The sequence below is a fragment of the Mesorhizobium sp. WSM4989 genome (assembly GCF_029625795.1).
Lineage (GTDB): Bacteria > Pseudomonadota > Alphaproteobacteria > Rhizobiales > Rhizobiaceae > Mesorhizobium.
In genome coordinates this window covers 1,424,386-1,436,531 of sequence record NZ_JARTVN010000002.1, presented here as the reverse complement: position 1 = coordinate 1,436,531, position 12,146 = coordinate 1,424,386, and the positions used below count along the sequence as shown (strand labels likewise).

Annotated in this window: 11 protein-coding genes; 1 reads left to right on the top strand and 10 read right to left on the bottom strand. The window is 65.1% G+C overall.

Annotation, left to right across the window (positions count from 1 at the left end; translation table 11 throughout):
• The first annotated feature begins 83 nt into the window (after positions 1 to 83).
• Positions 84 to 425 (top strand): outer membrane beta-barrel protein, encoded by a 342-nt coding sequence (locus P9217_RS19580; RefSeq protein WP_278087651.1) that lies wholly within the window; start codon positions 84 to 86, stop codon positions 423 to 425.
• 60 nt (positions 426 to 485) lie between these two features.
• On the opposite strand, the gene P9217_RS19575 is transcribed toward P9217_RS19580, so the two are convergent.
• The 10 genes from P9217_RS19575 to P9217_RS19530 form a co-directional block, all read right to left on the bottom strand.
• The gene (locus tag P9217_RS19575; protein ID WP_278087652.1) at positions 486 to 1,139 is read right to left on the bottom strand and encodes a protein-L-isoaspartate(D-aspartate) O-methyltransferase; all 654 of its coding nucleotides are present in this window, start codon (positions 1,137 to 1,139) and stop codon (positions 486 to 488) included.
• Positions 1,136 to 1,894: a 5'/3'-nucleotidase SurE gene (gene surE, locus P9217_RS19570; protein WP_067329562.1), complete on the bottom strand. Its 759-nt coding sequence runs from the start codon at positions 1,892 to 1,894 to the stop codon at positions 1,136 to 1,138. The genes P9217_RS19575 and surE overlap by 4 nt, the downstream gene beginning before the upstream one ends.
• A gap of 4 nt (positions 1,895 to 1,898) precedes the next feature.
• Positions 1,899 to 3,203 (bottom strand): serine--tRNA ligase, encoded by a 1,305-nt coding sequence (gene serS / locus P9217_RS19565; RefSeq protein WP_278087653.1) that lies wholly within the window; start codon positions 3,201 to 3,203, stop codon positions 1,899 to 1,901.
• Between the two features lie 108 nt (positions 3,204 to 3,311).
• Positions 3,312 to 4,178: a twin-arginine translocase subunit TatC gene (gene tatC / locus P9217_RS19560; protein ID WP_095778424.1), complete on the bottom strand. Its 867-nt coding sequence runs from the start codon at positions 4,176 to 4,178 to the stop codon at positions 3,312 to 3,314.
• Positions 4,175 to 4,918 (bottom strand): Sec-independent protein translocase protein TatB, encoded by a 744-nt coding sequence (gene tatB, locus P9217_RS19555; RefSeq protein WP_095825611.1) that lies wholly within the window; start codon positions 4,916 to 4,918, stop codon positions 4,175 to 4,177. Before tatB ends, tatC begins: the two co-directional genes overlap by 4 nt.
• Positions 4,919 to 5,001: 83 nt before the next feature.
• The gene (locus P9217_RS19550) at positions 5,002 to 5,220 is read right to left on the bottom strand and encodes a twin-arginine translocase TatA/TatE family subunit (RefSeq protein ID WP_066999984.1); all 219 of its coding nucleotides are present in this window, start codon (positions 5,218 to 5,220) and stop codon (positions 5,002 to 5,004) included.
• A 179-nt stretch (positions 5,221 to 5,399) separates the two neighbouring features.
• Positions 5,400 to 6,155, bottom strand: a complete 756-nt coding sequence (gene scpB / locus P9217_RS19545; protein WP_127324929.1) for an SMC-Scp complex subunit ScpB — start codon at positions 6,153 to 6,155, stop codon at positions 5,400 to 5,402.
• The gene (locus P9217_RS19540) at positions 6,152 to 6,952 is read right to left on the bottom strand and encodes a ScpA family protein (RefSeq protein WP_278087868.1); all 801 of its coding nucleotides are present in this window, start codon (positions 6,950 to 6,952) and stop codon (positions 6,152 to 6,154) included. The genes scpB and P9217_RS19540 overlap by 4 nt, the downstream gene beginning before the upstream one ends.
• Positions 6,953 to 7,015: 63 nt before the next feature.
• On the bottom strand, positions 7,016 to 8,035 hold the full coding sequence (nagZ, locus tag P9217_RS19535; protein ID WP_127216655.1) for a beta-N-acetylhexosaminidase: 1,020 nt from the start codon (positions 8,033 to 8,035) through the stop codon (positions 7,016 to 7,018).
• A gap of 235 nt (positions 8,036 to 8,270) precedes the next feature.
• On the bottom strand, positions 8,271 to 12,098 hold the full coding sequence (locus P9217_RS19530) for an SPOR domain-containing protein (RefSeq protein WP_278087654.1): 3,828 nt from the start codon (positions 12,096 to 12,098) through the stop codon (positions 8,271 to 8,273).
• Positions 12,099 to 12,146: the final 48 nt, after the last annotated feature.

The following is a 12,146-nucleotide window of genomic DNA, read 5'->3' as shown; positions in this document are numbered from 1 at the left end:
TCGGGAACCGGCGAATCGCACGAAATGAGACCGGGCGAGCAGCGGCACCACCCTCACACGACCACGCCTTCGCTTGGTTTGGCTTGCTGACCGCCCAAGTCGGGTACAGCGTCGACAACGCCCTCTTCTACGTCAAGGGAGGCGCGGCCGTGACTCACGACCGTTTCGATGTTCTCTTTTCACCCGACACGACCGCCGGCGAGACAGACGATCAGACCCGCTGCGGCGGTGCCTTGGGTGCCGGTCTTGAATATGGCTTTGCCCCGAATTGGTCACTCGCGATCGAATACGATCACCTGTTCATGCCCGACAAGACCACCACCTTCACGGTCGTTGGCGCGCGCGGGGGCCCCTTCAGCACCGAGCGCATCGATCAGGATGTCGATCTCGTTGGTTTGCACCTGAACTACCGCTGCGGCGGCTGACTGGAGTGATGGTCGCAGGCGCGTTCGACGCGGTTAGCCGTCGATCGCAGGGCTGGCGCGCTAGATCACCGCAGCAACGCTGGGCAGGACCGGCTGCAGCCTGACCAAGCCGATGTCCTCGCGCTCGAAACGGCTGCCGACCTTGGTGAGCTTGGCCAGCACCTGCTCGCCCTCCTCCGGGCCGATCGGCGCGATGACGACGCCACCGCTCGACAATTGATCGAGCAGGAAGCGCGGCAGACTGTCGAAGGCCGCCCAGGCGATGATGCGGTCGAACGGCCCTTCGTTGGGCAGGCCGTTGGAGCCGTCGGCCTGGCGTACGATGACATTGCTGATGCCGAGCGCCTCGAAACGCTGCTTTGCCTGCTCGGTCAAGGTCTTGTAGCGGTCGACGCTGACGACGCGCGCGGCAAGCCTGGACATCACGGCTGCCGTATAGCCGGACCCGGTGCCAATCTCGAGCACGCGGTTGCCCGGCTCGATGGCCAAAGCCGCAACCACCGCCGCCTGCAGGTCCGCGCCCTCGATCGCCTCGCCGCATTCGATCGGCAGCATGCCTTCCGACCAGGCCATCGAATGGAACTGCGCGGATAGGAAGCCGCGCCGCGGAGTCGCCTCGAAAGCAGCGACCAGTGCCTTCGGCGCCGTGCCCCTGCCGCGCAGCCGCAGCAGGAAAGCGGCGAAACCTTCACGGTCGTCGATAGCCATGGTCATGACAGCGCCTTGGTCAGCTGGTCGCGGAGTTCATGGGCGGTCAGGTCGAGCTGCAGCGGCGTCACCGACACCAGCCGGTTGCGCAGCGCGTAAAGATCGGTGCCCTTTTTGCCTTCGACCGGCTCCCGGCCGAAGCGCAGCCAGTAATAAGGCAGACCGCGACCGTCGCGGCGCTCGTCGACCCAAAGGCTGTGCACGAGCTTGCCCTGCGCGGTGACGACCGTGCCCTCGATTTCGTCGGGTGCGCAGTTCGGGAAATTGACGTTGAGCAGCACGCCTTCCGGCAGCGGCGTTGCGATCAGCTTTTCGAGCAGCGCCGGCGCCAGCGCTTCGGTCGTCTCGTAAGGGACGACGCGGTCCTCGCCCAGATAGGAATAGGCCTGGCTGACAGCGATCGAACGGATACCGAGCAGCGCCCCCTCCATGGCGCCGGCAACCGTGCCCGAATAAGTAACGTCGTCGGCGATGTTGGCGCCGGAATTGACTCCCGAAAGGATGAGGTCAGGGGGCCCGGGGAGGATCTTCTTCGTGCCCATGATGACGCAGTCGGTCGGCGTGCCGCGCACGGCGAAATGCTTCTCGCCGACCTTCCTCAGCCTGAGCGGCTCCGAGATCGACAGCGAATGCGCGTAGCCGGACTGGTCCTGCTCGGGCGCCACCACCCAGACGTCATCCGAGAGCGTTCGGGCGATGCGTTCGAGCGACGCAAGGCCTTCGGCGTGGATGCCGTCATCATTGGTCAGCAGGATGCGCATGAACTCATTTCGATTCGATCTTGGCAAGACCACCCATGTAAGGCCGCAGCACTTCAGGAATGGTTACGCTGCCATCCTCATTCTGGTAGTTTTCGATGACGGCGATGAGAGCGCGGCCGACCGCGGTGCCGGAACCGTTGAGCGTGTGCACGAAGCGGTTGCCCTTGCCGTCCTTGTCCTTGTAGCGGGCATCCATGCGCCTGGCCTGGAAATCGCCGCAGACCGAGCAGGACGAGATTTCGCGATAGGCGTTCTGGCCGGGCAGCCAGACCTCGATGTCGTAGGTCTTGCGTGCGCCAAAGCCCATGTCGCCGGTGCAAAGCGTCACCGTGCGGAAAGGCAGGCCGAGCCGCTTCAGCACCTCCTCGGCGCATTGCGTCATGCGCTCATGCTCGGCGAGCGAGCTTTCCTGGTCGGTGATCGACACCAGCTCGACCTTGTAGAACTGGTGCTGGCGCAGCATGCCGCGCGTGTCGCGGCCGGCCGAGCCCGCTTCCGAGCGGAAGCACGGCGTCAGCGCCGTGTAGCGCAGCGGCAGCTTCTCATGCGGCGTGATCTCCTCGCGCACCAGGTTGGTGAGCGGCACTTCCGCGGTTGGGATCAGGCCCAGCCGTCCGTCGCCATGCGGCGTGAAGAACAGGTCCAGTTCGAATTTCGGCAGCTGGTTGGTGCCGAAGAGAACCTCGTCGCGCACCATCAGCGGCGGCTGGATCTCCTCATAGCCGTGCTCTGTCGTGTGCAGGTCGATCATGAACTGGCCGAGCGCGCGCTCCATGCGCGCCAGATGGCTCTTCAGCACCGTGAAGCGCGACCCGGACAGCTTCGCCGCACGCTCGAAATCCATCATGCCGAGCGCTTCGCCGATCTCGAAATGCTCCTTCACCCAGTTCGGGCGGGTCGGCGCATCGCCGACGACGCGCTTGACGACATTGTCGTGCTCGTCCTTGCCGACCGGCACGTCGTCGAGCGGCACGTTGGGCAGGACCGCAAGCGAGTCGTTCAGCGCCTGGTCGAGCTCGCGCTCGCGCGCCTCGCCGTTCTGGATGAACGCCTTGATCTCGCCGACCTCGGCCTTGAGCTTTTCAGCAAGCGCGGCCTCGCCCGAGCGCATGGCATTGCCGATCTCCTTCGAAGCGGCATTGCGGCGCTCCTGCTTGACCTGCAATTCGCTGAGATGGGTGCGGCGCTCCTCGTCCCTGGCGATCAGATCCTCGACGGCGGACTGGGCGTCTTCAGCCGACCACGAGCGCTTCACCAGCGCTTCGATAAGGGCCTTCGGGTTGTCGCGAATCCATTTGATGTCAAGCATGGCTTTCCGTCCTCGAGTAAGGTTCGAGGGCGTAAACCGCATCCCTGATCGATGCAAGACAGCAGCAGCCGGCAGCCGTGTTTTTCAGGCCTGGGACCAGGTTTAGCGCTAGGTTGACGGCGCGTCCGGCGTCTTTCCGGCGACAGCGCTGCCTGCCTCTTCCTGCCTGTCGCGCGCCAGACGGTCGCGCTCCCGGCTGCGCTCGATCAGGCGCGAAGTGAAGATCGCGACCTCGTAGAGCACGATGGTCGGAAGAGCGAGGCCGATCTGGCTCATCGGATCGGGCGGGGTCAACACCGCGGCGACGACGAAGGCAATGACGATCGCCCATTTGCGCTTCTCGGCCAGCGCCTGCGACGACAGAAGGCCGACGCGCGTCAGCAGGCTGGTCACCACCGGCAGCTGGAACACTAGGCCGAAGGAGAAGATCAGCGTCATGATCAGGCTGAGATATTCCGACACCTTCGGCAGCAAGGAGATCTGCACCTGGTCGTTGGTGCCGACCTGCTGCATGGCGAGGAAGAACCACATCACCATTGGGGTGAAGAAGAAATAGACCAGCGAGGCGCCCATCAGGAACAGGATGGGCGACGCAATCAGGAACGGCAGGAAGGCGCTGCGTTCGTTCTTGTAAAGACCCGGCGCGATGAATTTATAGATCTGCGTGGCGATCAGCGGGAAAGCGATGACCATGCCGCCGAACATGGCGAGCTTCACTTGGGTGAAAAAGAACTCCTGCGGCGCCGTGTAGATCAGCTCGACCTTGTGCGGGTCGAGCCCAGCCCATTGCGTCGCCCATTTGAACGGGACGACCAGAAGGTTGAACAGGCGCTTGGCGAAGAAGAAGCAGGCGAGGAAGGCGATGAAGAAGCCGCCCAGCGACCAGATCAGCCGCCGGCGCAGCTCGACAAGGTGCTCGATCAGCGGCGCCGAGGATTTTTCGATCTCTTCCCTCTCCTTGTCCGAGACGCTCACTTGGCGGCTCCTGCCGTCTTCTTGGCATCGGCGGCCTTTTTCACGGCCGGCTTCTTCGCCGCGGGGTTGGCCTCAACCTTGGGTGCCGCTTCCTTAGCAGGCGCTGCGGCCTTTGCCGCCGCCGGCGCAGATTTTGCCGGGACTTTAGGCGCCGGAGCCTTGGCCGATGCCGCTTTCGCCGCTGCACCGGCGGCTTTCGTCTTCGACGCGGCCACTTTTTTCGCCGGCTGGGCGGACCCGGCGGTCTCCGCAATGGGCGTGGTCACGGAGGCCTCATTCAAGGCCGGGGAGATCGGCGCAGCTGGCGAGGACATCGGCACAGCCGGGGCGACGTCGGTTCCGTTGATGCCCGGGATCTCCGTCGCGCCGTTCTTCAGCGGCTCGGCAGGCTGCGGGGTCGTTGCATCCGAGGGCGCCTGATCGGAAGCCGGCTTGGGCTTCATCATCGTATCGACGCCGGCCCGAACGTCGGCCGCCGCCTGCTCGAACGGATTGAGCTGCTTGCGGATTTCGTTCATCGGGCTGAGCCCACGAAGGCTGTCGACCGAGTCCTTGACATCGTCAAGCTCGGCTTCCTTCAGGGCGTCGTTGAACTGCTTCTGGAAGTCGCCCGCCATGGCGCGCAATTTGGCCGCGGTGCGGCCAAACGTGCGCAGCATGTTGGGCAAATCCTTCGGCCCGACGACCACGATCATGACGACCGCGATCACCAGCAGCTCGCTCCAGCCGACTTCGAACATGGCAATCTATTCCAACGAGAGCCTGTCGCCCAAAAACACGAAAGGGTTCTGGGACAACGACATGCTCAAAGCAACAACCGGACTCAGCTCTTGCTGACCTTTTCCTTGCCCGGCGATACGGTCTCGTCGGCGCGGTGCTCGACGGTCCGCTTGTCGTCGGTATCGTCCTCAGCCATGCCCTTCTTGAAGCTCTTGATGCCCTTGGCCATGTCGCCCATCAGCTCCGGCAGCTTGCCGCGGCCGAACAGGAGCAGCACGATGACCAGAACGATCAGCCAGTGCCATATCGATAGTGAACCCATAACAATCTCTCTCGAATGTTTTCCCTCGGCGATGATCTATGCGTTTTCGCTCGGGGATTCAAACACAACCGCAATGAAGTTGGTAAAATGGCTAGCGGATGTCACGCACTTTCGGCGTGAGCGCCTTGCTACGAATCCGCGCAGCCCCTGCTAATAAACCATTCGTATCGGTTTCGCACTCACTCTTCGGTGACGCGCGGCGTGAGCAATCCGAGCTCCTCGAGGTCGATATCGGTCAGCGCATCCTCGTCCTCGGCCAGCGCGTCCGGATCGGCCGGTGGCACCGGCATCGAGAAATTGGACGGCATGCGCGTCGAAAGCAATCCGGCGCCCTTCAGCTCTTCCATGCCGGGCAGGTCGCGGATCTCCTCCAGCGCGAAGTGATCGAGGAAAGCGTCGGTCGTGCCGTAGGTCACGGGACGGCCGGGCGTGCGGCGGCGGCCGCGCATCCTGACCCACTCCGTCTCCAGCAGCGTGTCCAGCGTGCCCTTCGAGGTCTCGACCCCCCTGATATCCTCGATCTCGGCGCGGGTGACCGGCTGATGATAGGCGATGATCGCCAGCACTTCGAGCGCCGCGCGGGAGAGCTTTCTCTGCTGGACCGAGTCCCGGCTCATCAGGAAAGCCAGATCGCCGGCGGTGCGGAACGCCCAGGCGTCTCCGACCCGCACCAGGTTGACCCCGCGCTTGGCGTAGATTTCCTGCAGATCGGCCATTGCCGCCGCGATGTTCACGCCCTCGGGCAAACGCGCCGCCAGTTGCCTTTCGCTAACCGGCTCGGCACTGGCGAAGATGATCGCCTCGGCCATGCGGACGGCTTCCGACAATTGCAGCCGCTCGGCGGGGTTCTCGATAGAACCCTGTTCGGCCATCTCGTCTTCCGGTTCGTCCTCGACCTTGAACGGGATGACCGAAGCGTTGGCGCGTTCACTCATGATGCCACCTCGACTGCCTTGACCCCTTGTGCACGGCCGCGCAGATAGATCGGCGCGAAGACCTGATCCTGCCGCACTTCCAGCCTGCCCTCGCGCACCATTTCGAGTGTCGCGGCGAACGAACTGGCGACTGCCGTGCGCCTTTCTTCCGGCGCAGCCAGATACTGGATCAGGAAGCTGTCGAGCGCCGTCCAGTCGCCAATTGTTCCGACCAGCAGTGCCAGCACGTCGCGTGCGTCCTTCAGCGACCATACGGCGCGCCTGGCGATCGTCACGTTGCTGATCGCCTGCCGCTGGCGCTGCTGCGCATAGGCGGTCAGCAGATCGTAGAGCGAGGCCGAATAGGCATTGCGCTTCTCGACGATCACCATTTCCGGCATGCCGCGCGCGAAGACGTCGCGGCCTAGCCGGTTGCGGTTGACCAGCCGCGCAGCGGCATCACGCATCGCCTCCAGCCGCTTCAGCCGGAACTGCAGCACCGCTGCCAGTTCCTCGCCGCTCTCGCCCTCTTCGCCCGGCTGTTTCGGGATCAACAGCTTCGACTTGAGGAAGGCAAGCCATGCCGCCATGACCAGATAGTCGGCCGCGAGTTCCAATCTCAGCGCCCTCACCTTCTCGATGAAGGCCAGATATTGCTCGGCGAGCGCCAGGATCGAGATGCGGGCGAGATCGACCTTCTGGTTGCGCGCCAGATGCAGCAGAAGATCGAGCGGGCCCTCGAAGCCGGCGACATCGACCACCAGCGACGGGTCGCTGGTCAGACGTGACTTGTCGTTCTCGGCCCACAGACGGTCCATCGGTGCGGCCTTCGCGGCCTTGCTGTCCAATGTTTCCGCCACTTGCCTTGCTTTCCCTTCGGTTCAGGCCACCGCGTCGAAATAGGTGGCGAATTCCGCGCGTATGGTGCTTTCGTCCGCGACGTCGCGGTCCTTTATATAGGCCAGCGCCCGCTCCGCTCTCGCCAAGGACTTGCCTTCGAGCATCGTCGTACGCGACGCGATCCCCGACATTTCCTCGAAAACGCCGTTGCAGTGAAGGACGAGATCGCAGCCCGCCGCAAGGATCGCGGCCGCCTTTGTCGGGAAATCCCCAGAAAGTGCCTTCATCGAGGTGTCGTCGCTCATCAGGAGCCCGTCGAAGCCGATCTCGCCACGGATCACCTCGTTGACGACCTTGGCCGAGGTCGTCGCCGGATTGTCCGGGTCGATCGCGCTGTAGACGACATGCGCCGTCATCGCCATCGGCAGGTGGTTGAGCGCCTTGAACGGGGCGAAATCATGTTGCCGCAACTCGGCGAGGGGCGTGTCGACCGTCGGCAGCGCGAAATGCGTATCGGCAAAGGCGCGGCCGTGGCCGGGAATATGCTTCATGACCGGCAGGACGCCACCCGACATCAGACCCTCGGCCGAAGCCCGGCCAAGCTCGATCACGGCATTGGGCTCCATACCATACGCGCGCGCGCCGATGACATCGCTGGCGCCCGCAATGGGGACGTCGAGCACCGGCAGGCAGTCGGCGGTGATGCCGTGGCGCAGCAGATCGAAGGCGTGAAGCCGCGCGAGCAGCCACGCGGCACGGCGGCCGGCCTCGCGATCGTCGCGCCAAAGCGCGCCGAGCGCTCCGCCTGCAGGATAGTTCGGCGCCAGCGGCGGTCGCAGGCGCTGCACCCTGCCGCCCTCCTGGTCGATGAAGACCGGGGCATCCGGGCGTCCGACGCTCTCGCGCATCGAGGCGACCAGGTCGCGGATCTGCTCGGTCTCGCCGACATTGCGCGCGAACAGGATGAAGCCCCAAGGACGTTCGTCGCCGTAGAAGCGGATTTCATCTTCAGTGAGGGATTTCCCGGCGCAGCCGAGGATCATGGATTTTGATTCGGTCATGGATCGAAGCTTAGAGCAATTCCAGGAAAAGTGTGTAACGGTTTTGCGTCCGGAATTCCGTAAAAACAAGGAGTTATGCGGGTTCGGTGATTCTGCCGGCGCTGAACCGCTCTAAGATTTTGCGAACCAAAGGGGAATCACCCCTGACCGGTGCCGCATGAATGACGACAGCCGTCCACAACGAAAAAGCCGGCGCGGCCTCGCGGCGACGCCGGCTCTGAACGGTGGTAAATGATCAGCGCGACACGAAGCAGGTGCCGCCGGCCGCCTTGTAGTTGGTGCACAGATTGATCGCGTCGTTGCGCGACTGGGCCGGGACCCGGACTCGGTAGAAAGTGCCCTTGCCGGCGATCTGCGCCTTGACGATGTTGGCTGTGCGTCCGGCGAGCACACTTCCGTAACGGCGCTGCAGGTCCTGGTAGGTGGACTGGGCGCTTTCAACCGTCGGCTGCGAAGCGATCTGCATCGACCACGAGCCGCCGCCTGCCGCCGCCGGATCGATGGAGGCGACCTGGTCGGGCTTGACCTCGCCGACGATATCGACCGGCTGATCGGACGGACGCGGCGGCGCCACCGGCACCTTCGCCGGCGTGTTGGCGGACTGGACCCTGGCTTCGGTCTTCGCCGCGGCGGCTGGCTTCACCGCGGCGGCAGCGCTTTGGTCATCACCGCCCTGGTCGGCAGCCTGATCGGTTGCCGGCGTGACGGCGCCTGTCGGCTGGGCATCGCCCTGCCCGGCGGAAGCGACGTGCTGCGGCGCCGGATCGGTCGGTTCGGTTGCCGCGACCTGCGGCGCGGGAGCCGGATCCTCGCGCGGAACCAGCGAGCCGTCAGGCTTCACCATCATGGTCTTCACCTTGCGCGGCGCCACGGCGACGACATCGTTGTTGGTCCCCTTGTCTGCCTCCTGCAGAACCTGGGCGATGCGGTCTTCCGATTTCGGCGCCGGAGCGGCCTGCTGTGGGGTTGCGGGGGCGGCGGCCTGGGCGTCAGCCGGCGCTGCTGCGTCCGGTGCGGGCGCTGCGGCCTCCGGTGCCGGCGCTGCGGCTTCCGGAGCCGGCGCTGCTTCGGCCGGTGCCGGCGCGGCTGCGGCCGGAGCTGCTGTGTCCGGAACCGGCGCTGCCGCGGCCGCATTGCCGGCTGAGTTGGTGCCAGGCGCGGCGTCGGCGTCGTCAGGCGAAAGGTCGACGATCCGGCTCTGCGCCGGTTCTTTCGACGCCACGTCGATAGGTTCCTCGGTGTTGGTCACCAGTTTCTGCTGCGCCGGTTCGGCGGGCTTGGCCGCCCCACCCTTGGCCACGGCGTCATAGACTTTGTTGTCCTGGTTCGGCACCACGGTGCCGCCCGGGTTTTGCGGCTTGACCTTGATCGGCGAATTGTCCGCCTTCACGATCACGGGCGCTTCGCTGCCGCCCTTGCCGCCAAAGGAGAAGGCGAGAGCGCCGAGACCGCCCGCGACCACAACGGCGCCGACGAGCGCGGCAAGCATCATGCCACGGCTTCGCGGCTTCGCGGCTTCGCGCTCGGCAAAGCCGGGCACAGTCATCGCTTCGTCGAGCTCAGGATCGTAGTCAAGTTCGTCGACGGCGAAGTCGTCCGCCTGCGAGACCGGCCGGCTGCCGGGCAAATCGTCTGCATCGAATTGGCTTGCAGCTGCGGCATAGGACAGGGTCGCCGGTGCAGCGGCCGTCTCGGCCCGCAACTCGCGGCGGTCGTAGCCGGTCTTGAGTCCGGCATTGTGGGAGTCGTCCTCATAGCCCCGGCTCTGCACAGGCGCCTGAGCGATCTCGGTTGCGTTCATCTCGCTAAGCAGACCGGCAAACTCGGCATCGAGATCGTCATAGGCGGGCGCCGCAGGCTGATCCTCCTCGAAGCTGAGCTCCGGAATGTCGAGGTCGTCGGCCAACGCCACCACGCGCTCCGGCACGTCGACCGTCTCGACATCGGGCATTTCCTCCTGCTGGCGAGACTGCGGCGTCGCGGCTGGCTTGGCGTAAGCGGAATAGTCCCTCGCCGGCTCCTCACGATAGGCAGGCGCCGACATCTGCGGCGCCGGGGCCGGCGTGGCGTAACCGGCATAGTCCTTCGCCGGCTCCTCACGATCGGCAGGCGCCGACATCTGCGGCGCCGGGGCCGGCGTGGCGTAACCGGCATAGTCCTTCGCCGGCTCCGCACGATAGGCAGGCGTCGGCATCTGCGGCGCCGGCTTGGCGTATGCGGAATAATCCTTCACCGGTTCGTAGGCAGGGGCCGCGGTTTGCGGCGCCGTAGCCGCAGGCTGCGTGGCATAAGAGGCGTGCACCGGCGCTGCGACCGGGGTCACGCGGCTCCACGACTTTGGCGGCTCGGCAGGCGCGACAGGCGCGTCCATCTCGATGCCCTTGGCGAAGGCGGCGTCGAAAGCCTCGTCATCGAAATCTATGCTGGGTTCGGCATCCTGTTCGGAAGCCGCGCCTTCGAAGCCCTGCCGGTCGAGTTCGCCGGCGAGCAGCCTATCGAGATCGGCATCGGCGGACTGGGCGATCTGCGTGCCGTAGGCGGGCTCGTTGCGTGCGTCGAGGTCCCAATCGAGCTCATCGCCCACGCCAGCCTTCTGGTCGGTGTCGCCAGCCGGCTGAACGACCGACCGCGGTGCCGATGCGGCGGCCGGCACGGGAGCAACCGGGACCGGCGCAACCGGAATTGGCCGCGCCGTCATGGCGCCAAGCAGCGCATTGAGTTCGTCTTCCAGGCTGCGCTCGCCTGCGGCCGGCTTAGCCGGGTCGACTGCCGCAACCGGCGGAACCGGTGCCGATGCAGAAGGAGCAGGCTCGGCAAATGGCGGCTCCGCCGCGGCGACGGCCTCGGCAGCCGGCGGTTCCGGATCCCCGAACGGCACGTTGTCGAAATTGAGTTCGAAATCGTCTCCGAAGACCTCCTCGGCCGCGGCCTCGTGACCGGCGACCGGTTCAGGATCGACAGCCGGACCTTCCGGCTCCTCGGCAAGCGCGTCACGGAAGCTGAGCTCGAAATCGTCTTCGAAGACCTGATCGGCTACAGATCCGTGATCGGGTTGGGGATCGAAGGCGGGCTCGGGATCGGCGGCGAAATGCTCGGCCCCGACAGGCGCCTCGAGGGCCGGCGATGGCTCGTCGTCGACCGACAGTTCCTGTTCCAGGATCAGGTGCTGCGGCTGATCGATATCCATGGCGATATCAGCCGTCGCCTGCTCAAATTGGGCCTGATCAAAATGAGCCTGATCGAGATGGGCCTGATCAACTGCGGCCCGAACGAATTCGGCCTGATCGGACCCACTCTCGTAGTCTTTAGCGGCGATCGGCTGGTCGACAGCGGCGTGAGCCTCGATCGGCTGCACGTCGGCGCCTTCGGGCTCAATATCACGGTCATCGAAGGCCAACTCGTCCTCGAGCGACATCTGGACCGCAGTGTCGAAATCGGCGTCGAACGCCGTCTCGTCCGCAGGCTCAAGGACAGCAGGCTCGACAGCCGCAGGCTCGGCGGCCGCGGCGGCGCTCTCGTCCGTGTCAGGCTGGTCGTCGATCCAGAAGCCCTCATCCAGCGAGGCCGCCATTTCCTGGTCGACGGAAAGCTCGTCCTGCACGGGCGAGACTTCCAACGAACGCGCGACCGCCTTCTCGAAATCATCGTCGTATGCCGTGTCCGCGGCCGGCTCCGGCGCTGGGGGCGTGGCAACAGCGGGCGTGGCAAAATGGGCGTGATCCGCCGCATCGTCGAAGACGAAATCCCGTTCGAGAGAAGCGGCGAGCTCGTCGTCGCTGAGAGTGGCAGCCCAGTAAGCCGGCGCAGCCTGGGCAGCCTGCTGCGCCACCGGCTCGCTTTCCTCGGCAATGTCGAAGTCGCCCATCAGCTCCTTTTCGAGGTCGATGTCGAAGTCGGCCCCATCGGCAGCCTGGTTCGCGGGCGCAGCCTTTGCGGCCGCCGGCGACTGCGGCCTGACCGGTTGACGCGGATCGAAACCCATGATGCGGGTCAGTTCGGCGAACGGATCGTCGTCGGCGATATGATTGCTTGCGGCTACTTTCAGCTGGGTTCTGTCTGCCATTATTGTTCCCGAACTCGCACACAGTCGGACGCCATGGACGTCGCGCAG